General features: G+C 72.3%; 18 protein-coding genes. 14 read left to right on the top strand and 4 right to left on the bottom strand.

Annotation, left to right across the window (positions count from 1 at the left end; all coding sequences use genetic code 11):
- The first annotated feature begins 52 nt into the window (after positions 1-52).
- The 3 genes from AB0C33_RS33960 to AB0C33_RS33950 are packed head-to-tail and all read left to right on the top strand — an operon-like array spanning position 53 to position 2,752.
- Positions 53-784 (top strand): (Fe-S)-binding protein, encoded by a 732-nt coding sequence (locus AB0C33_RS33960; protein WP_352322455.1) that lies wholly within the window; start codon positions 53-55, stop codon positions 782-784.
- Positions 781-2,178 (top strand): lactate utilization protein B, encoded by a 1,398-nt coding sequence (locus tag AB0C33_RS33955; RefSeq protein ID WP_358294806.1) that lies wholly within the window; start codon positions 781-783, stop codon positions 2,176-2,178. Before AB0C33_RS33960 ends, AB0C33_RS33955 begins: the two co-directional genes overlap by 4 nt.
- Complete coding sequence (locus AB0C33_RS33950) at positions 2,165-2,752, top strand: lactate utilization protein C (protein ID WP_358294804.1); 588 nt, start codon at positions 2,165-2,167, stop codon at positions 2,750-2,752. The genes AB0C33_RS33955 and AB0C33_RS33950 overlap by 14 nt, the downstream gene beginning before the upstream one ends.
- 16 nt (positions 2,753-2,768) lie before the next feature.
- Here AB0C33_RS33950 and AB0C33_RS33945 read toward each other — a convergent pair whose 3' ends face one another.
- On the bottom strand, positions 2,769-3,779 hold the full coding sequence (locus AB0C33_RS33945) for a Vms1/Ankzf1 family peptidyl-tRNA hydrolase (protein ID WP_352360607.1): 1,011 nt from the start codon (positions 3,777-3,779) through the stop codon (positions 2,769-2,771).
- Positions 3,780-3,782: 3 nt separating this feature from the next.
- The gene (locus AB0C33_RS33940; RefSeq protein ID WP_358294801.1) at positions 3,783-4,190 is read right to left on the bottom strand and encodes a DUF2795 domain-containing protein; all 408 of its coding nucleotides are present in this window, start codon (positions 4,188-4,190) and stop codon (positions 3,783-3,785) included.
- Between the two features lie 76 nt (positions 4,191-4,266).
- Here AB0C33_RS33940 and AB0C33_RS33935 point away from each other — a divergent pair, with 76 nt between their 5' ends.
- The 10 genes from AB0C33_RS33935 (at position 4,267) to AB0C33_RS33890 (ending at position 19,117) form a co-directional block, all read left to right on the top strand.
- Positions 4,267-5,355 (top strand): GNAT family N-acetyltransferase, encoded by a 1,089-nt coding sequence (locus tag AB0C33_RS33935; protein ID WP_358294798.1) that lies wholly within the window; start codon positions 4,267-4,269, stop codon positions 5,353-5,355.
- 81 nt (positions 5,356-5,436) lie between these two features.
- Complete coding sequence (locus AB0C33_RS33930) at positions 5,437-6,612, top strand: SAM-dependent methyltransferase (protein WP_358294796.1); 1,176 nt, start codon at positions 5,437-5,439, stop codon at positions 6,610-6,612.
- A 66-nt stretch (positions 6,613-6,678) separates the two neighbouring features.
- The gene (locus tag AB0C33_RS33925) at positions 6,679-7,524 is read left to right on the top strand and encodes a sirohydrochlorin chelatase (protein ID WP_358294795.1); all 846 of its coding nucleotides are present in this window, start codon (positions 6,679-6,681) and stop codon (positions 7,522-7,524) included.
- A gap of 55 nt (positions 7,525-7,579) precedes the next feature.
- The gene (cobT, locus tag AB0C33_RS33920; protein WP_358295070.1) at positions 7,580-8,653 is read left to right on the top strand and encodes a nicotinate-nucleotide--dimethylbenzimidazole phosphoribosyltransferase; all 1,074 of its coding nucleotides are present in this window, start codon (positions 7,580-7,582) and stop codon (positions 8,651-8,653) included.
- 55 nt (positions 8,654-8,708) lie between these two features.
- A complete protein-coding gene (speB, locus tag AB0C33_RS33915) occupies positions 8,709-9,704 on the top strand; it encodes an agmatinase (protein ID WP_358294793.1) in 996 nt (331 codons plus the stop codon).
- Positions 9,705-9,783: 79 nt separating this feature from the next.
- Positions 9,784-11,016 (top strand): uroporphyrinogen-III C-methyltransferase, encoded by a 1,233-nt coding sequence (gene cobA, locus AB0C33_RS33910; RefSeq protein ID WP_358294791.1) that lies wholly within the window; start codon positions 9,784-9,786, stop codon positions 11,014-11,016.
- Positions 11,017-11,822: 806 nt separating this feature from the next.
- On the top strand, positions 11,823-14,192 hold the full coding sequence (locus tag AB0C33_RS33905; protein ID WP_358294789.1) for a dynamin family protein: 2,370 nt from the start codon (positions 11,823-11,825) through the stop codon (positions 14,190-14,192).
- The gene (locus AB0C33_RS33900) at positions 14,189-15,814 is read left to right on the top strand and encodes a YfjP family GTPase (protein ID WP_358294787.1); all 1,626 of its coding nucleotides are present in this window, start codon (positions 14,189-14,191) and stop codon (positions 15,812-15,814) included. Before AB0C33_RS33905 ends, AB0C33_RS33900 begins: the two co-directional genes overlap by 4 nt.
- A 166-nt stretch (positions 15,815-15,980) precedes the next feature.
- A complete protein-coding gene (locus AB0C33_RS33895) occupies positions 15,981-16,766 on the top strand; it encodes a single-stranded DNA-binding protein (protein WP_358294785.1) in 786 nt (261 codons plus the stop codon).
- 1,058 nt (positions 16,767-17,824) lie between these two features.
- Positions 17,825-19,117, top strand: coding sequence for a GGDEF domain-containing protein (locus AB0C33_RS33890; RefSeq protein WP_358294783.1), 1,293 nt, complete (start codon positions 17,825-17,827; stop codon positions 19,115-19,117).
- A 109-nt stretch (positions 19,118-19,226) separates the two neighbouring features.
- On the opposite strand, the gene AB0C33_RS33885 is transcribed toward AB0C33_RS33890, so the two are convergent.
- On the bottom strand, positions 19,227-19,439 hold the full coding sequence (locus AB0C33_RS33885) for a hypothetical protein (protein ID WP_358294781.1): 213 nt from the start codon (positions 19,437-19,439) through the stop codon (positions 19,227-19,229).
- Positions 19,436-19,915 (bottom strand): carboxymuconolactone decarboxylase family protein, encoded by a 480-nt coding sequence (locus AB0C33_RS33880; protein ID WP_358294779.1) that lies wholly within the window; start codon positions 19,913-19,915, stop codon positions 19,436-19,438. The genes AB0C33_RS33885 and AB0C33_RS33880 overlap by 4 nt, the downstream gene beginning before the upstream one ends.
- A 129-nt stretch (positions 19,916-20,044) precedes the next feature.
- On the opposite strand from AB0C33_RS33880, the gene AB0C33_RS33875 reads away from it, so the two are divergent.
- Positions 20,045-20,641, top strand: coding sequence for a helix-turn-helix domain-containing protein (locus AB0C33_RS33875; RefSeq protein ID WP_358294777.1), 597 nt, complete (start codon positions 20,045-20,047; stop codon positions 20,639-20,641).
- Positions 20,642-20,733 lie beyond the last annotated feature (92 nt).

The following is a 20,733-nucleotide window of genomic DNA, read 5'->3' as shown; positions in this document are numbered from 1 at the left end:
TGGTTAGGTATGGTCTGACCATACAGTGGTCGGACCATTCGTTGGGAGAGTCGTGCGAGTCGCCCTGTTCATCACGTGCGTGAACGACACGCTCTTTCCGGGCACCGGCAAGGCCGTCGTGTCGCTGCTGCGCAGGCTGGGCTGCGACGTGGACTTCCCCGTCGCCCAGACGTGCTGCGGGCAGATGCACGTCAACACCGGTTACCGGGCGGAGGGCGTGCGGCTGGCCAGGAAGTTCACCGAGGTGTTCGCCGGGTACGACGCCGTCGTGGCGCCGTCCGGGTCGTGCGCGGCCATGGTGCGCGAGCAGTACCCGAAGCTGGTGCGGCCGGGCAGCAGGGGCGCGGCGGCCGTGGCCGAGGTTGTGCCCAAGGTGTACGAGCTGAGCGAGTTCCTGCTGGACGTCCTGAAAGTAGACGATGTTGGGGCATATTTCCCGCACCGGGTGACATATCACCCGACGTGCCATTCGCTGCGCGGGCTGCACCTGGGCGACCGGCCCACCCGGCTGCTGCGGAAGGTCCGAGGTCTGGAGCTCGTGCCGCTGCCCGGCGCGGAGGAGTGCTGCGGCTTCGGCGGCACGTTCGCGGTCAAGAACCCGGCGGTGTCGGCCGCCATGGGAGCCGACAAGGTGCGCGGCATCCTCGACACGGGCGCCGAGGTCATCTGCGCGGCCGACAACTCGTGCCTGATGCACATCGGCGGCACCCTGAGCCGTCAGAAGACGGGGGTCAGGACGATGCACCTGGCGGAGATCCTCGCAGCCACGGAGGAGACCCGATGAGCGCGACATTCCTCGGCATGCCCGGAAATTTCCCGAAAAATGCGGCGAAAGCCGTTGAGGACTCGCAACTGCGGTTCAACCTGCGGAAAGCCACTCACACCATTCGCGGCAAGCGCGCCGGCGTCGTCGGCGAGCTGCCCGACTGGGCCGAGCTGCGCGCGGCCGGCAAGGCCGTCAAGGATCACACGCTCCGCCACCTCGACCGCTACCTCCTCCAGCTGGAGGAGGCCGTCCGGCGGGCGGGCGGCACCGTCCACTGGGCCAGGGACGCCGAGGAGGCCAACCGCATCGTCGGCGACCTGGTCGCGGCCACCGGCGAGACCGAGGTGGTCAAGGTCAAGTCGATGGCCACCCAGGAGATCGGGCTCAACGAGGCGCTGGCCCGGCGTGGCATCACCGCGTACGAGACGGACCTGGCCGAGCTGATCGTGCAGCTCGGGGACGACTTCCCCAGCCACATCCTGGTCCCCGCGATCCACCGCAACCGCTCGGAGATCCGCGAGATCTTCCTCGACCGCATGCCCGGCGTGCCCGACGGCCTCACCGACGAGCCGCCCGCCCTGGCCGAGGCCGCCCGGCTCCACCTGCGCGAACGTTTCCTCCGGAGCAAGGTCGCCGTCTCCGGGGCGAACTTCATGATCGCCGAGACCGGCACGCTGGTCGTGCTGGAGTCGGAGGGCAACGGCCGCATGTGCCTGACCCTCCCCGAGACGCTCATCAGCGTCGTCGGCATCGAGAAGCTCCTGCCGACCTGGCGGGATCTGGAGGTCTTCCTCCAGCTTCTTCCGCGCAGCTCCACAGGTGAGCGGATGAATCCGTACACCAGCACGTGGACCGGCGCCATCGAGGGCCAGGACTTCCACCTGGTGCTGCTCGACAACGGCCGCACCGACGTGCTCGCCGACGAGGTGGGCCGCCAGGCGCTGCGCTGCATCCGCTGCTCGGCCTGCCTGAACGTGTGCCCGGTCTACGAACGCGCGGGCGGCCACGCGTACGGCTCGGTCTACCCCGGGCCGATCGGGGCCATCCTCACCCCGCAGCTCAGGGGCATGTCCTCGGACCTGGACGCCTCGCTGCCGTTCGCCTCCAGCCTGTGCGGGGCCTGCCTGGAGGTCTGCCCGGTGGCCATCGACATCCCCGAGGTGCTGGTGGACCTGCGGGCCAGGGCGCCGCACGCGGCGGCCGAGCGCGCGGGCATGAAGGCCGCCGGCTGGGTGCTGGACGACCAGGCCCGGCTGGCCAGGGCGCAGCGGCTGGCCGCCCGGCTGCGCAGGCTGGTGCCCAAGCGGCGGCTGCCCGGCCCGCTGGCGGCCTGGACCGACACCCGGGACGTGCCCGACATCCCGGAAGAATCCTTCAGAGAGTGGTGGGAGCGGAACGATGGGCGCGCGTGAGGAGATCCTGGCCAAGGTCAGGAAGGCGGTCGCGGACGCGCCCGAGACGGAGATCGCCCGGCACTACCGCACCCGCCCGGACGTGGACGACGTGGTGGGCCTGTTCGCCGAGCGGGTGCGCGACTACCGGGCCGTCGTGCACGTGCTGCCCGACGCGGACGTGCCCGGCAAGCTGGCCGAGCTGGCCGCCGGCCGCCGCGTGATCGTCCCGGACGGCTTCGCCTGGGCGGCCCCGAGCAGCCCGGACGCCGGGACCGACCGGCGCTGGGCCACGCTCGACGCCGCCGACGGAGTGATCACCGCCTGCGCGGTGGCCATAGCCGAGACCGGGACCATCGTCCTGGACCACGGGCCCGGCCAGGGCGCCAGGGCGCAGACGCTGATCCCCGACCACCACGTGTGCGTCGTGCGCGCCGACCAGATCGTCGCGGGCGTGCCCGAGGCGGTGGCCAGGCTCGACCCGGCCCGCCCGCTCACCTGGATCAGCGGCCCGTCGGCGACCAGCGACATCGAGCTGAACCGGGTCGAGGGCGTGCACGGCCCCCGGACCCTCGAAGTGATCATCAGCACCTGAGCACCGGCGCGGGGCGTCAGTACCTGAGCACGGCCGCCACGTCCTGCACGTCGTCGGTGAACCACAGTTCGGCGTCCGTCATGGCGGCGGCCCTGACCACGGCCGAGTCCGCGCGCTCCTCGACGGGCTGCTCGACGCCCCAGCGCCGCAGCTCGCCCTGGTCGGTGGAGAGCTGGGTGCCGCCCTCGCCGGTCCACACGGTCCGGTCGAGCTGGGCGGGCATGAGCACCGCGTGCACCCTGCCCTCGCGCAGGGCGTGCGCCACCTGGGACAGGCCGGCCGGGCCCGAGGACTCGCGGTGGCGGTCGAGCAGCTCGGCGCGGCGGCGTTCGAGCCAGTCGTCCAGCGCGCGCTCGACGTCGGCCTCGAACTGGCCGTGGTCGGAGCGGCTGCCGTGCTCGACCATCATCACCCGGTCGGCGGACTTGGTGCTGAGGTGTTGCAGCAGGTAGGAGCGTGACTTCGGCTCGCCGGCCACGATGATCAGCTCGGCGCCGATCCTGCGGACCTGCTCGTCGATCTCGCGGGCGACGGCGACCGCGTTCTTCTCCCACGTCTCCTCGGCGCCCCGCTCGTACCGCTTCTGCGACCAGCCGCCCTGGGCGGTCTTCTGCAGCGGCCAGTCGGCCGCCTCCACGGTGGTCGTGCGCGGCGCGCCGCCGCCGAACACCGACAGCTCGGCCCCGGCGTGGTCCACGATGACGCGCAGGTGCGGCACGTTCTCGCCGCGCTGCCTCAGCATCGGCGTGACGTGCGGCAGCGGCGACACGGTCGCCATCTCGTACGGCGCCCGCGCCAGCGGCTCGGCCAGCACCACCGCGCCGTGCGTGGCGAACAGCGCCTGGCCGGGCGACGGCCGGTTGGCGGCCACCTCCAGGGCGTCGATGGTCTCGGGGTCGGTCCCGTCGAGCTGGTCACGCACGCTGTGCCAGTGCGTCTCCCGCTGCGGCTCGGTGAGCGCGCCCAGATAGACCGACGCGTACGGGCCCCGCCGCTCGTACAGCGGCCTGATGAAGTCGAGACGCACAGGTCACCACCTCCGCTCTTCGATGCCGAGGCCGAGCGCCTTGGCCACGTCGGCGATGTTCACAAAACGGCGGTCGGGAAGGGATCGCACCATGTCGGCCACCTGGTCGGGGGCGTCCACGTCCTCGGCGTGCTGGAGCAGGTCGTCCTTGGAGGCGGGCCAAGGGGTGTCGCTGAGCCATTTGGCCAGGTCGCTGCGGATGTCGACGCCGCGCTGGGTGATGCCTTGGGGGGTGCCGGGCTCGTGTCCCGGGGGGTACGACTGCCCTGACTCCTCGCCGGGCCCGGGCATGGACTCGGTCTCCTTCCACTCCTCGGCGTGCGTGCTGCCGCCGCCGCGGACCATGCCCTCGGTCTCGTGCTTCTGCTGATCGTCCAGGCGCGGACCGTGCTTGTCGCTCCCACGTTCCATAGTTCCCTCACTCCTCTCGAATCGGCCCCTACCCCCGCTTTCGTGGGCAAACATCGTGAGTGTGTAGGGTGCGCACGTGTTCGATCCCGATGCGCGCATCGCCGCCGGACGGCTCGTGCTGCGGCCGTTCGACCCCCGTGACGCCGCCCGCGTGCGGTCGGTGGTGGAGACGGTGGATCCCGGCGACCGCTTCCTCCCGCCGGGCGCGCCCGTCCACGCCTCCGGCGTCGGCCAGTGGCTCGCGCACGGCGTGCACGAGCTGTACCGCTCGCAGCAGGGCCTGCACCTGGCCATGACCGAGGCCGACGACCGCATCGTGGGCGCCATCAGCCTGTTCAGGACGTCGTGGACGGCGGGCACCACCGAGGTCGGCTACGGCGTCCACCCGACGTACCGGGGCCGCGGCTACGCCACGGAGGCCGTACGCGCCCTGACCGCCTGGGTGTTCGCCACCACCGCCCTGCGCAGGGTGGACCTCACCGCGAACCTGGACAACCCGGCCTCCCTGCGCGTCGCGCTGAAAGCCGGCTTCACCTGGGAAGGCGTGCTGCGCGCCGCCGTGCTGGAGGAGGACGGCCCGCACGACCTGGTCGTCCTCGGCCTGCTGCGCGAGGACTCCGGCGAGCCCGCGCCCGCCCTGCCGAAGACCGAGCTGCGCACGCCCCGGCTGCTGCTGCGGCAGCCCGTCCTCGCCGACGTGCCCGGCCTGGCCGCCACCGGCGCCGACCCGCTCACCCAGGCCAGGACCGGCGTCCCCCGCGACTACAGCGAGGAGCACGCCCGCGCGTTCGTCGGCATCTGCGAACGGATGCGGATGAGGGGCGCGGGCATCGCGTTCACCGTGGAGGAGTTCACCACCACCCGTTTCGTGGCCAACGTGGACCTCAGGGACCTCGACTGGCGCAACCGTACGGCCGAGGTCGGCTACATGACCGCGCCCTGGGCCCGCGGCCGGGGCTACGCGGGCGAGGCCGTGACCGCGATCGCCCGCTGGCTGTTCGAGCGCCACGGCTTCCGCCGGCTGCAACTGCGGGCCGCGGTGTCGAACCCGGCCTCGCAACGCGTGGCGGAGAAGGCCGGCTTCACCCGCGAGGGCGTGGCCCGCGCCGCGCTCGACGGCGAGGACCTGGTCGTCTACAGCCTGGTCCCGTCCGACCTGGCCTGAGGGCACAGCGGACTGGCCTGGCCGGCCCATGGTGAAACCCGGCCGGAACCGTCACCCTGGGGATGAGGACGGTGAGGCTGAATGATCACGGTTGTCGGCTGGGACGGGATCGAGCTGCCGGCCGGGGCCGCGGGCAGGCTGCGTGAGGCGGAGCTCGTCGTGGGCCCCGCCGCCATTCTCGGCCGGCTCGGTCTCGACGGACGCGCCGCGGACGACGGCGACGTGCTCCAGGCCCTCGACGGCCATCTCGGGCAGGACCGGGGCCCGGCCGTCGTGGTCGCCGAGGGCGATCCCGGCTTCTTCGGAGTCGTCCGCACCTTACGGGCGCACGGCCTGCGGCCGGACGTCCTGCCGGCCACCTCGCTGATCAGCCGCGCCTTCGCCTGCGCCGGGCTCAACTGGGAGGACGCCCTCGTCGTCGCCCCCTCCGGCCCCGGCCGGCTCGCCCGCGTGGTGAACGCCTGCCGCGCCCACCCCAAGGTCGCGCTGCTCGTCGCGCCCGGCGTCGGCCCCGCCGAGCTCGCCAGGGAGCTGGCGCCGACCACGCCGCGCGCCCTGATCGTCTGCGAGGACCTGGGCGGCCCGGGACAGCGCGTCACGCACAGCCGCATGGGGGAGGCCACCACCCGGCCGTGGAAGGACCCCGACGTGGTCCTCGTCATCGACCCGCTGCACCGGCCCGGGCAGCCGGGCTGGGTGGCCGGGGCGCAACCCGGCCCGGCGGAGTGGGCGCTGCCGTGGGAGAGCGGGCTGCCCGCCGAGGCGCGGGCGTTCGTCCTGGCCAAGCTGGGTCCCCGGCTCGGCGACCTGGTCTGGGACGTCGGCGCGGGCGAGGGCGGGATCGCCGTCGAGTGCGCCAGGCTGGGCGCGGCCGTCGTGGCGGTCGAACGCGACCAGTCCGCCTGCGCGCGGCTGCGTGCCAACGTGCTGGCCCACGGCGTCAAGGTCGCCCTGACCAGGGGGCAGGCGCCCGCCGCGCTCGAACCGCTGCCCGACCCCGACGCCGTCTTCGTCGGCGGGGGCGGTGACGACGTGGTCGCGGCGTGCGCCGCCCGCGGCCCCCGCGCGCTGGTGTGCGCGCTCGGCACGGCCGAGCGGGCGGTGGCCGTGCTGGAGCTGCTGCGCGAGCTCGGCTACCGTGGCGAGGGCACGCGGATCCAGGCGTCCGTGCTGACGCCCGGCGCCGGCGGTTCCCACCGTCTGACCGCGGCGGATGCCGTCTTCGTCGTGCACGCCAGGCCCGCGCACGCAGCGTGACCTGTCCCCCACGGGCACGTATCGGTTATCCTCGCGTGACTTTGTCTACGCACCGGAGATCCCTCAATGAAGCCGCCGCTCCTGCTGATCGGGCAGGGCTCGAACGATGACGCCTACGCCGCGGAGTTCGGCAGGTTCGTCCACCGGCTGCGCTGCCGCCTCGACCACACGGCCGTCGACGTCTCCGGCGGCTACCTGGAACGCGCCACGCCGCGCCTGAGCGACTCCGTGGCGTCCCTGATGGCGCGCGGCCACCACCGTCTCGTCGCGCTGCCGCTCAGTCTCAGCAAGGTGGATGCGGAGTTCCCCGCCGCGATGGCGCTCGAACAGCAGCGCCACCCCACCCTCATGTACGACTACGGCCGCCCCCTCGGCCCCGACCCGCGCGTGCTGGCGCTGCTGGCCGACCGGCTCGGCGAGGCCGCCGCCGAGATGGCCAGGCCGCGCCCCCTGGAGCTGGTCGGCGCCCGGCCCCGGCTGCGCGCCGTCGACACCCCGGCCCTCGACGACGTCCCCGGCCAGGTCGAGCCGGGGGAGACGGCGGTCGTGCTGGTCGGCGAGGGCTCGACCGACGCCGCCGCCAACGCCGAGGTCCACCGGGTGTCGCGGCTGTTCTGGGAGACGCACGCCTACGACTACATGACCGTCGAGACCGCGTTCGTCTCGGTGACGCCGCCCGGCGTGCCCGGCGGGCTCGAACGCTGCCGCCGGCTGGGCGCCAAGCGGGTGATCGTGGTGCCGTACCTGCTGTTCGCGGGCGGCCTGCTGGAGCGCGTGTGGGCGCAGGCCCTGGCGTACGGCGCGGGCCACCCCGACCTCGACATCCGCTGCGCCGAGGTGATCGGCGACTGCGAGACGCTGGCCGACGTCGTGATCGACCGGTACGAGGAAGCGCTCCATCTCGTCCACTGACGCTCCCCTCGTCCATCAACGCCCCACCTCGTCCATCAAGTGTCACCAAGTGGAGGTGTCCGTGCTCGCCGAGACCCTGGCGGCCATCCGTCCCGCCGACCCCGAGGCGCTCGCCGAGGCCCGCGCCCACCAGGACCGGCTCACCAAGCCGCGCGGGGCGCTCGGGGCTCTGGAGGAGGTGGCCGTACGGCTGGCGGGCGCGTCCGGCGTCTGCCCGCCGCCCATGCCCGAGCCGGCCGCCCTGGCCATCTTCGCGGCCGACCACGGCGTGCACGCGCGCGGCGTCAGCCCGTGGCCGCAGGAGGTCACGACGCAGATGGTCGCCAACTTCCTGGCCGGCGGCGCGGTCGCCAACGCCTTCGCCGCCCAGGTGGGCGCGTCCGTGACGGTGGTGGACGTCGGCGTCGCCACCGACCTGCCCGACGCCCCCGACCTGGTCAAGCGCAAGGTCGCGTACGGCACCGCCGACCTGTCGCGCGGCCCCGCCATGAGCGTCGACCAGGCCGTCAGGGCGCTGGAGGCGGGCATCGCCGTGGCGCAGGAGCTGATCGACGGGGGCGCCCGCTGCCTGATCACCGGCGACATGGGCATCGCCAACACCACCGCCTCGGCCGCGCTGATCGCGGTGTTCACCGGCAAGGACCCGGCCGAGGTGACCGGCAGGGGCACCGGGATCGACGACGCGACCTACGACCACAAGGTGGAGGTCGTCCGCGAGGCGCTGCGGGTGAACGGCCTGCCCGGCGGCACCGGGCCGAGCGACGCCCTGCGCGCGCTGGCCGCCGTGGGAGGCTTCGAGCACGCGGCGATCGCGGGCTTCGTGCTGTGCGGCGCGGCGAACCGGGTGCCGGTGATCCTCGACGGCGTCATCGCCGGCTCGGCCGCCCTGGTCGCCGCCGCCCTCGACCCCCACGTCAGCGGTCACTGCGTGGCCGGCCACCGCTCGGCCGAGCCCGGCCACGCCGCCGCCCTCGACCATCTCGGGCTGCGCCCGCTGGTGGACCTGGAGCTGCGGCTCGGCGAGGGCACCGGCGGCCTGCTCGCGCACCCGCTGGTGTGCGCGGCCGTACGGGTGATGCACGAGGTGGCGACGTTCGACTCGGCGGGGGTCACGGAAAAGCACGTGTGATGATGGGGGACACTCGAAACAGCACGTGAGGTGAGCAGTGTCCCGGTACGGTCCCATGTTCGGCCCTGACATCACGTTCCTCGGCGTGGACCGCTGCGACGTCGCGGACCCGGCCAGCTACGCCGGAGCCGACGTGGTGATCATCGGTGCGCCCTTCGACGGGGGCACCTCCAACCGGCCGGGCGCCAGGTTCGGGCCGATGGCGCTGCGCCAGACCTGCTATCTGCCGCACAACGGGTCCCGTCCGAGCCTGGCCCTGCGCGTCGACGCCCTGCGCGACCTGCGGGTGCTCGACGCGGGCGACGTCGAGTGCTACTCCGGCGACGTCGAGGGCTCGCTGGCCGCCATCGAGGACGCGGTGCACCGGATCGCCTCCTCCGGGGCGGTGCCGGTGGTGCTCGGCGGCGACCACACCGTCGCGCTGCCGGACGCGCGGGGCACCGCCAGGGCGTACGAGCCGGGCCGCACCTCGATGATCCACTTCGACGCGCACGCCGACACCGGCGACATCGAGTTCGGCCACCTGCACGGGCACGGCCAGCCGATGCGGCGGCTCATCGAGTCCGGCGCCATCCGGGGCGACCGGTTCCTGCAGATCGGGCTGCGCGGCTACTGGCCCGAGCCCGAGACGCTCGACTGGATGGCGGCGCAGCGCATGCGCTCGTACGAGATGACCGAGATCGTGACGCGCGGGCTGGAGGAGTGCCTGACGGAGTCGTTCGGGATCGCGCTCGACGAGTGCGACCAGGTCTTCCTGTCGGTGGACATCGACGTCTGCGACCCCGGGCACGCCCCCGGCACCGGCACGCCCGAGCCCGGCGGCCTGTCGGCCAGGCAGCTCCTCGACGCCGTGCGCCGGATCTGCTACGAACTGCCCGTGGCCGGGATGGAGGTGGTCGAGGTCTCGCCGCCGTACGACCACGCCGACATCACCGCGTTCCTCGGGAACCGCGTTATTCTTGAGGCACTCTCGGCCATGGCCAGACGCCGCAAAGACGCTCAGGGCGGGCCACGCTGGGACCCGTCGCAGCCTCTTCTTGACGGCCGTTGAGCCATGCGCAGCGAACGACGCACGGTGAGCCGGTAGGTTTACCTCCAAACACAACCTTCGCGAACGGGAGATTCCCCCCATGGGTCCCTACCTCCTCGGCCTGCGGCTTTCCGGCCGCCGGGTGCTCGTCGTGGGCGGCGGCCGCGTCGCGCAGCGGCGCGTCCCCGCGCTGCTCGAGGCCGGTGCGGAGGTCACCGTGGTGTCCCCGGCCGTCACCCCGGCCCTCGACGACCTGATCGCGACGGGCCGGGTCACCTGGCACGCGCGGCCGTACGAGGTGGGCGACTGCGACGGCGCCTGGCTCGTGCAGGCGTGCACCGACGTCAGGTCCGTCAACGCCGCCGTCGCCGCCGAGGCCGAGGCCAAGCGGGTGTGGTGCGTGCGCGCCGACGACCGCGACGCCTCCGCCGCCTGGACCCCGGCCACCGGCCGGGTCGACGAGATCAGCGTGGCCGTCACCGCGGGCGGCGACCCGCGCCGGGCCGCGGGCATCCGCGACGCGGTCGTCGGCGCGCTGCGCGACGGCACGGTCGACGCCCGCCGCAACCGCACCAAGCCCGTCGGCGTGGCCCTGGTCGGCGGCGGCCCCGGCGACCCCGGCCTGATCACCGTGCGCGGGCGGCAGCTCCTCGCCCAGGCCGACGTCGTGGTGGCCGACCGGCTCGCGCCCCGGGCGCTGCTCGACGAGCTCGCCCCCGACGTCGAGCTGATCGACGCCGCCAAGGTGCCCTACGGCAGGTCGCTGTCCCAGGAGAAGATCAACGAGCTGCTGGTCGACCGGGCCAGGCAGGGCAAGTTCGTCGTCCGGCTCAAGGGCGGCGACCCGTTCGTGTTCGGGCGCGGCGGCGAGGAGATGATCGCCTGCGCCCAGGCCGGCATCCCCGTGCTCGTCGTCCCCGGCATCACCAGCGCCGTCGCGGTCCCGGCCGCGGCCGGGGTGCCGGTGACGCATCGCGGGGTGAGCCAGGAGTTCCACGTCGTCTCCGTGCACGTCGCGCCCGACCATCCGGCCTCCACCGTCGACTGGCCCGCCCTGGCCCGATCCCAGGGCACGCTGGTGCTCATGATGGCCGTCGAACGGCTGCCGAAGGTGGCCGAGGCGCTGCTTCGAGACGGACGTGCGCCGGAGACTCCCGTAATGGTGGTACAGGACGGTACCCTTCCGACCCAGCGGGCGGTAATCGCACCGCTTTCCACCGTGGCCGACCGCGTGTCCGCGGCTGGGATACGGCCTCCGGCGATCGTCATCGTCGGCGACGTCGTGCGGGTCGGCCAGGAGGTCGAGATGGTTCGAGCGGAGCGCTTGCCGTGAACACCGCCATGGATGACGGGCGGCACGAGTCGCTGGGGGAGCAGACGTTGAGCTTCCGCCCGGTGACGGACGACGACCTGCCCGATTCCCGGCCCCCCGCGCCTTCGCCACCCGCCGCTCCCTCAGGCCCGCCGTCCGCCTCTCCTGCGGGCCCGTCGTCTGCGGCTGCCGCGGGCTCGCCGTCTTCGGCTTCCTCCGGTCCGCTGTCTGCGGCTCTCGCGGGCTCGCCGTCTTCGGGATCCGGTGGTCCGTCGGCCTCGGGGGAGCCGTCGTCCTCCGCTGCCCGGCCATCGCTCTTCCAGCCGTCGGCGCGCGCCGACGAGCCCGTCCTCCCTCGGCGGCCCACCGCCCCGCGGCTCCCGGCTGCTTCGCAGGAGCCCTCCGCCGGTACGGACGAGCCCGGTCCGTCCACGGGGCCCAGCCTCTTCACGCCGTCCCGTCCGGCCGACCGTCCGAGTCTGTTCACCCCGGCCCGTGCCGCCGACCCGCGTGAGGGGAACGAGACGCGTCCGAGGCCCGCCGCCTTCTGGGAACGAGCCGTCCAGGAACCGGACACCGCCCCGTCCCCGGAGACCGAGCCGACGCCCGCGACCCCGAACGCCACCGCCGCCGACAGCGGAGAAGCGCCTTCCGACGCCGAACAGGCGCCGCCCGCGGCGGCCGCTGCCCCCGACGCCGACGCCGGGAACTCTGCTCATGCCGATGCCGGCTCGGAGGGCGACGACGTTCCCCGGCCCGATGACGACCCCGCTCCTGAAGCCGAAGCGGCGCCGTCTGCGGAAGGCGACGGTGACGCCAGCGAGGCGATGGACGCTGACGACAGCCGCGCCGTCGGCGACGCCGACGCCGACCCCAGTGACACCGCCACCTCCGTGGCCACCGACACCACCACCGGCTTCGACGCCTTCTCCCCGGCCTCCGACGTCCCCGCCGGCGCCGATTACCCCACCGACCCGGGAGACCTGGCGGAGGAGGAACCCGACTCCGAGGCCGACGCCGACGACGTCGCGTCCACCGTAGAGACCGATGACGCCGAAGCGGCCGCCGACGACCGCTCCGACGCCGTAGGCAGCAGCGGCGAGACCGTCCCCGACGCCGACCCGAACACCGAGGCGGACACCGACACGGGAGCCCCCGCCCAGATCGACGCCGAATCCGACAACCCCGCCGACGCAGGCCCGGACACCGACGCGGACGCCCTCGTCCGGGCGAACGCCGAAACCGACGCCAACGCCGACGCTGACACCGACGACCACTCCGCAGCGGACACCGACACCGCCCCGGACATCCACCCCGACGCGGATGCCGTCGTCCAGGCGAACGCCGCAACCGAAGTCGAAACCGACGACCGCTCCGACGCGGACACCGACGCCGACGCGGACACGAACGCCGACGCGGACACGAACGCCGACGCGGACACGAACGCCGACGCCGACACGAACGCCGACGCCGACGCCTACGCGGAGACCGACGCGGATGGCGACGCCGTAGCGGAGCCGGAAAGCGCGCCAGAGGAGGGGCCGCGGGTCGAGGAGTTGCCGGCCGAGGTCGTCGAGGCGATGACGTCGGCGCTGAGCGCGTTGCGCGAAAGCGTGTCCGACCTGCGCTTCAGCCTCGACCTGCCGGGAGCCGAGGAGGCCAGGCAGGCGCGGGCCGACCTGCTGGCCCAGCTGGAGAACTACGTCCTGCCCAGGGTGCGCACCAACACGGCCCCCGCGCTGATCGTGATCGCCGGCTCCACCGGCGCGGGCAAGTCCACCCTGGTCAACTCCCTGGCCGAGCGGAACGTCTCCCGCACCGGAGTGCGCCGCCCGACCACCGGCACTCCCATCCTGGCCTGCCACCCCGACGACAGGAAGTGGTTCGCGGAGGGCGAGCTGCTCAGCGGCCTCGAACGGCTGGACCGGCCCTCGCCCGACAGCGAGACGAGCGGCCTGGTCGTCGTGACGACCGAGAAGCTTCCGCAGGGCGTCGCGCTGCTGGACACCCCCGACATCGACTCGGTCGTCGAGGAGCACCACGAGATCGCCCACCGCATGCTCGACGCCGCCGACCTGTGGATCTTCGTGACCACCGCCGCCCGCTACGCCGACGCGCCCGCCTGGAGCCTCCTGCGCCTGGCCAAGGAGCGCGGCGCCCGCCTGGCCATCGTGTTGTCGCGGGTGCAGCCCCGGTCGGCCGACGTCGTGCTCAAGCATTTCGTCCGCATGCTGACCGAATACGGCCTGGGCGACATCGACCGGTTCGTGATCCACGAGGCGACGGTGACCGACGGCAGGCTGCCCGACAGCGAGGTCACCGACCTGCGCATGTGGCTGGCCGAGCTCTCGGTCGACGAGGGGCGCCGGGCGCAGGCCGTGCAGGAGACCCTGAACGGGGTGCTCAACAGCTTCCGCACCCGCGTGCCCGCGCTGGCCAGGCATCTGGAGGGCCAGGCGGCGTTCCGCGCCGAGCTGCGCAGCGACGTCGAGGCCGCCTACCTGGGTGCGCTGGCCGAGATCGACAAGGCGTCCAAGAACGGCTCGCTGCTGCACGGCGAGGTGCTGGCCCGCTGGCAGGACTTCGCGGGCTCCGGCGACCTCATGCGCTCGTTGCAGTTCGGCAAGAGCGGCAAGGCGGGCAGGCAGACGCCCGAGCGGGTGACGGCGTTCAAGGCGGCGATCCGGGCCGGGCTGGAGTCGGTGATCGTCGCCGCGGCCAACCGCGCCGCCGAGGAGGTGGTCGCGCGCTGGCGGCACCGTTCGGAGCTGGGTGCCAAGCTCGCCGACGGGCTCGACCGCCCGTCGGACAACCTGCTGCGGCACGCCGGGCGCGCCATCGCGTCCTGGCAGGACCACCTGAACGAGCTCGTACGCACCGAGGGCGTGACCAAGCGCTCGGTGTCCAAGCTCGTCTCGTTCGATCCCGACGCGCTCTCCCTGATCTTCACGGTCGCCATGTTCAGCGGCGGCGACGGGTCGGGCGTGCCGCACCGGCTCGTCAACGCGCTGCTCGGCGCGGAGTCGCTGCGCGGCATCGGCGCCAAGGCGCTCAGTGACCTGCGAGCCAGGATCGGCATGCTGTTCGACGAGGAATCCATGCGTTACGTACACGCTCTCGACTCGGCGGGCATCCCGGACGAGTCCATCGCGACCCGCCTCTACCAGGCGACGTACAACCTTGAGGTCGCCCGATGACGACGACCACGCCCCCGAGGGCGGGCCTCGCGCCCAGGTTGTCCGCGCTCAACAAGGTGGTGGAGCTCGGTCCCGGGCGGCTCGACCAGAAACTGCTCACCGAGGCCGGCGCGCTGCTGACGCGGGCCGGCGACCGGCTCAAGCTGTCGTCCGAGCACACCGTGGTCGCCCTCGCGGGCGGCACCGGCAGCGGCAAGTCGTCCCTGTTCAACGCCATTTCGGGGCTTGAGCTGTCGCCCACCGGCGTACGCCGACCGACGACCGCCCGTACCCACGCCTGCGTGTGGGGGCTGGAGGGCTCGGCGCCGCTGCTCGACTGGCTGCAGATCCAGCCGCGCCACCGCTTCTCCCGTACCAGCGCGCTCGACAAGGGCGACAGTCAGCTCCACGGGCTGATCCTGCTCGACCTGCCCGACCACGACTCGATCCGGGCGCTCAGCGACAACGAGGCCGACCGGCTCATCGGGCTGGCCGACCTGGTGGTGTGGGTGCTCGACCCGCAGAAGTACGCCGACGCCTCCACCCACCGGCGCTACGTGACCGAGCTGGCCGGGCACGACGCGGTGACCGTGTTCGCGCTCAACCAGGCCGACAGGCTCTCCGCGGCGGAGCTGGCCGAGCTGGTCATCGACCTCAACGACCTGCTGCGCCGGGAAGGCGTCGAGCATCCCAGCGTCGTACCGACCTCGGCCGTCACCGGGCGCGGCGTCGAGAGCCTCAAGAGCGTGATCGCGACCGCCGTCGGCCGCCGCCGCGCCGCCGTCCAGAAGCTGGAGGCCGACCTCCAGCGGATGGAGCAGCGGCTCGGCGAGGCCATGCCGCTCGGCGACGCGCTGCTCGTGCCGTCGTCGGTCGACGAGGCGCGCAGGATGGGGCTCACCGATGCGCTCTGCGACGCGATCGGCGTCCCCGCCGTCGGCGAAGCCATGGAGAACGTCTACGCCGAGCGTTCCAGCCAGTGGGTCGGCTGGCCCTATCCGCGGTGGTTCGCCAAGTTCCGTCCGGATCCGTTGAAGAGCCTGCGTCTCGAAGACGTCGGCGACGAGATCCGGGGCATCACGACCGGCTCGGTGAGCGCGCACTCCGCCGAGGTGGCCAACGCCGTGCAGGCGCTCACCGACGGGCTGTCGGCCGGGATGGACCCGGTGTGGCGGACCGCGGTGCAACAGGCCGCGCGCTCGCACGCGTCCCGGCTGCCGAAGGCGCTGACCGAGGAGCTCACGGAGGTGGCGCCGCGCCTCGACCGGGTGCCCGGCTGGTGGCGGCTGCTCAAGGTCTGGCAGTACCTGCTGGTGGTGGCGTTCGTGGCCGGGGTGGTGTGGCTGGTGGCCGGGCTGACCGTGCCCGCGCAACTGCCCGCGACCCTGCAACTGGTCGGCGACGGCGCGGCGCTGCCGTGGGTGGCGCTCATGATGGCCTCCGTCCTGGGGCTGGGCGCGTTGTCGGGCATCGCCTCGCGCAACTTCGTGGAGCTGGGGGCCTCGCGGGAGCGGGAACGTCTGGAGCGGGAGATGCGCCGCAGAGTGGCGACGGTGTCGGCGAAGATGGTGGTGGAGCCGGTCGAACGCGAGCTCGGCCGCCACCACGCCTTCTACACGGCCCTGCGCGACCTCTCGGGCTGACCCCCCTCTTCTCGTACGCTCCCTGCACGACCGGCCGTCATCCACAGCCCTCCTCCGTCGCCGTCCCCCCATCCACAGAACGGCGTTCGCCCCCGCCCCACCCGGCCTGCTTCAGGCACCGTGTTCCCAGGTCGCGGGCAGTCCGCCCGCCGCATGGGAGGCACGGATGAACGACATCTACATCACGCTCACCGGAAACGTCGCAGCAGAGCCACGGCAGTACAGCTTCGACGACGGCACCAGGGTCACGTCGCTGAAGGTGTTCACCTCGCACCGCTACTTCGACAGGAAGACCGGGCAATGGACCGACGGTGAGCGCGTCTGCTTCACGGTCCGCTGCTGGCGTGCGCTGGGCGACAACGTCGCCGACTGCGTACGGGCGGGGCAGCCCGTCGTCGTGTCCGGCAAGCTACGCATCCGCGAGTTCGGCGCGGAAGGCGACCGCCGGTTCATGCCGGAGATCGAGGCCAGCGCGGTCGGGCACGACCTGCGCTGGGGCACCGGCGTCTTCACCAAGCCGGAGCGCGGGGGCGGCCTGGGCTCGATGACCAAGGAGATGCGCGAACGCCTCGACGAGGAGACCCAGGACTGGGCGATGGGCACCAAGCCCGTCCGTCCGTCTTCCCTCCACCCGACCGCCGACCCGTCGGTCCCCGCGACCGCCGACGCCCTCCGAAGCGCACCCGCGCAGCCTCACGACGACGCCGGGCCGGACGCCGACCTCACGACGCTGGCCATAGCCGCTACCGACCCCGACGCCGCCACCCCGCAACCCAGCGCACGTCCCGAGCCCCGGCCTGACACCGCCGTGGAGGACGACACCGCTCTTGGCACGGTCACACCAGAGCAGCCGGGCCGCGGTTCGTCAGCCAAGGCCGCCACGGTCCGCGTCCTGGGCGCGTCCAGCAAGCCCCGGACGAAGACGCAGACACCGGAGAAAGCCGCAGCCTGACACCATCGCCACCTGACGGCTGAGCACCTGCACCAGTGGATGCTTCCGCCGTGACGCACACGTGGCCGCTGCCCACGAGGGCGGGTGTCTTCATGCCCACCTACGCAACCCGCCATGAAGACACCCGCCCCAACCCGACCGGCCCGCTCGCCTCGACGCCCCACAACCACACCCCCCAGGTGCACCCATATCGAGGACGCAGTGGGCGGCCGATCAAGCGAAAAGCCCGCCCCCGGCACAGCGCCCAACCCGCCGGCTGCGCACCCACCTGCACGGACCACTCGCGCGCTGCGCAACGTACCCACCCGTCTGGACGGGGTTGCCCGTTGTCTGCATGGGCTCCTTAACCGCCTGAACGGGGCACCCACGCAACTGCCAATCCACCCAAGGGAGGCGCATGCATGCGGAGGCGCACTGGCCCGGTTCGTCTCACGGTGATCCACCGCAGGGGTAACTACGCTCGGAGGCGCGCTGCCCAGGTGGGGGTCGGTGCCGCTTGCCTCCTGGCGGTGCTCGGGTTCGGGGACGCAGGCGTCGAGGCGGACGGCATCGCGTGAAGGACATGCAGCGTCCTCAGGCGGTGACGCGGCGCGCGTGCGGGCAACGGCGGGCAAGCGCGACGTGACGGCAGTCGTATGCGTGATGCACTCCCTGATTGCGCAGGCCCAGACGCGCTGGTCAGAGTTCCTCGATGGACCGGACGAAGGAGTGGTACGACCGATGGTTCACCGGCCATCGGTCAGGGGGAAAGCGATCGGGGCGGAGGGCAGCAGCCGATGGGTCGGCGCCCCGCGCAGGGGACGGCCAAGGGGAGGGGGGAGGGGCATCGGCTGATGGCCCCGATGTCACCCCGAAGGGGGCTAATGGGGTGTTTGTCCGTGTCAGATACCTAGAGCATGGGTCATGTCCAGGTCACGCCCCGCACCATGGTTGCTCCTTTCCGGCACTGCCCGCTCGCGGAGTGAGCGGGCGTGGTCGTTTCAACGTAGCGGTTCCCATCGCATAACGCACACTCCGCAATTATTGTGTTACACATCGTTAGTCAGGGAGGAGACGAGATGGCGGCGACCAGTCACGCCACGATCAAGTCTCGCGACGGTGTGTCAAGAATGGCCGGTCGTTGGCCATTGCTCGGGCAACGGCGCCCGCTTGTGGCGTATCTGTGCGCCATTGTCGCCCTAGATGCCGTCGCGATTACCTTGTTCACGAGATCTACCGATTTCCACTGGCCGGATTTGCTGACCTTTGCCGCTCTCATGGCGTGCGGCGCGGTCTGCATCGAGGCCAGCAGGCGTCTGGGCATGCCCGCCGGAGTCTCGCGTGACCTGTTGTCGGCCTGGTGGCTGCCGGTCGCCCTGCTCCTGCCGCCGGTCTACGCCCTCTTTGCGCCGATCGTGCTGCAGATCCTTCTCCAGGTGCGCGTGCGCGCCACAGTTCTCTACCGTCGGGTGTTCAGCTCGGCGGCCATCGGTCTGGCCGGCTGCACGGCGTCGGTCGCCTTCCACTGGGTCGTCCCCGACCCCTGGGTGCTGACGCGGGGGAGTGGGCCGCCGATCGCTTACGCGGTTGCGGCCGCCGTGCTGTTCTCCCTGCTCAACATCGGTCTCATTGCGGTCGCGGCGCACACGTCCGATCCTGAGGGGTCGTGGCAGGAGGTGTTGTGGAACCGGGAGAGCGTCCTGCTGGACGTCGTCGAGCTATGTCTCGGGGTCACGGTCTCGATCGGGTGCGGGCTCAACCTGGCTCTGCTGGTGCTCGCGTTGCCGCCGGTCGTCCTGCTGCAACGCAGTCTGTTGCATGCGCAGTTGCAGGCCGCCGCCCGTACCGACTCGAAGACCGGGCTGCTCAACGCGGCCGCCTGGCAGCGGGAGGCCGACACCGAGATCCTGCGTGCGCGTCGCAGCGGTGGCACGCTGGCGCTGCTGATCATCGACATCGACCACTTCAAGCGGGTGAACGACGCCCACGGGCATCTGGTCGGCGACGAGGTGCTGGCCGGGGTGGCGGCCATGTTGCGCAGGGAACTGCGGGAGTCCGACGTGGTGGGGCGGTTCGGGGGCGAAGAGTTCGTCGTCCTGCTGCCGGGGGCGGACGTCGACGAGGCGCGGCAGGTCGCCGAGCGACTTCGTACGCACGTCGGGCACATGGCCATCCCGGTGGACGACGCTCTGATCCGGATCACGATCTCGGTCGGGGTCGCGTTGATGTGCGTGCACGGCGACGATCTGATCGATCTGCTGGCCGCCGCCGACCTGGCTCTCTATCGGGCCAAGGAGCTGGGCCGGGACCGTGTCTGCATCCCCGTCGTCCAGCCGCCGCAACCGCCGTCGCCGGAGGAACAAGCCGTGTGACGTGCCGTCGCGCACGCCGTGTGGTGCGCGGTGGGATGTGCGGCGAATGCGGGCAGGCGCCTGAGGGACGGATGGGTCAGGGGCCTGCCCTCGGGTTGTGGCCTGACAGTCAGGGCGTGGTGACGCCGTCGCAGGTGACGAGCCGGACGGCGGGAGCCGAGACGATCTGGACGTGGGGTACGCCGGGGACCTCGACGTTGAGATACCCGCCCTCGATGGCGAACCGCACTCCTTCCACGGCAGACACCCGGCGGCCCTCGGAGTTCGTCAGCGTGTAGCCGTCGAGGAGTTCGACGGTGCCGTTTCTCCAGGTGGGGTTCATGCCTGCACCTCCGGGAAGTCCAGCTCGGGCTGGGCGAGGTGGTTGAAGTAGTTGGACAAGGTGTTCAGGGCGATGTGGCCCACGATCTCGGCGAGTTCCGCGTCCGAGACGCCGGCGGCCCGTGCGGCGTCCAGGTCCGCGTCGCTCACCGCGCCGCCCGTGTGCATGATCGCCTGAGTGATCGCCAGGACGGCGGCCGCGTGCGGCTCGTCGTCCGCGCCCTGCCGGGTCTTGAGAAGTTCCTCGTCGGACATGCCCATGCGGCGTCCGCGCATGGTGTGAGCGCTCACGCAGTACGTGCAGTGGTTCTCCTGGGCGACCAGCAGGGCGATCTGCTCCCGCAGTCTCGGGGTGAGGACGCCCGAGCTGAGGTGTTCGCGCATGGCGAGGTAGCCGGCCAGGGCGGCTGGGCCGTTGGCGAGGGCGGCGTACAGGTTGGGGACCTTGCCGAGCTGGCGGCGGGTCTGGTCGAGCAAACCGTCATTGTCTTCTGTCAGTTGTGGAAGGCGGGGCATGAGGTCTCCAAAACGGTACTGGTCGGTTCCATCTGGGCAAGACGATACCGAACGGTTCCGTTTTAGGGAAGTTCGGGATAGCTTGGCGGTATGCCCACACGTGCACGTGAACGACTGCTCGACGCCGCCGAGGACCTTTTCTACGCGGAGGGGATCAGAGCGGTGGGCGTCGAGCGGATCCTGAGTGTCTCGGGGGTGGGCCGCGCCTCCTTCTACCGGCATTTCCCGAGCAAGGACGACCTGGTCGTGGCCGTACTGCGGCGACGGGACGAGCGGTGGCGGGCCTGGCTGGCCGAACGCGTGGAGGCTCTGGGCGGGCATCCGCTGGACGTCTTCGACGCCCTGGCCGAACGGTTCGCGCGGGCGGATTTCCGTGGGTGCGCCTTCATCAACACCATGATCGAGACGGCGGATCCGGACAGTGCGGCACATCGGGTGGCGGCCGAGCACAAGGAGCGCGTGCGGGCGTACGTCTCGGGGTTGATCGAGCGCGACGGTCGCGCCGATGCCGCCGAGCTGGCGCACCTGTTCGTCCTGCTGGTGGACGGGGCCATCGTCACGGCGGTACGTGAGCGCTCGACCCACCCGGCGCAACGGGCACGAGCCGCAGCCGCCGCCCTCCTCACAACGGCGCGGACCACCACGGGGACCACCGCAGGGGCCGCGACTTCAGGGGCCGCGACCTAGGAAGCCGTGGCGGACGCGGCCGTGGAGGAAGGGGGGCCGTGGTGGAGGGGGCCGTGGTGGAGGGGGCCGTGGTGAAGGGGGCCCTGGCAAAG

The sequence above is a fragment of the Nonomuraea sp. NPDC048881 genome (assembly GCF_040649795.1).
Lineage (GTDB): Bacteria > Actinomycetota > Actinomycetes > Streptosporangiales > Streptosporangiaceae > Nonomuraea.
The sequence above is the reverse complement of the archived record's forward strand: the minus strand, read 5'-3'. Positions and strand labels throughout refer to the sequence as shown.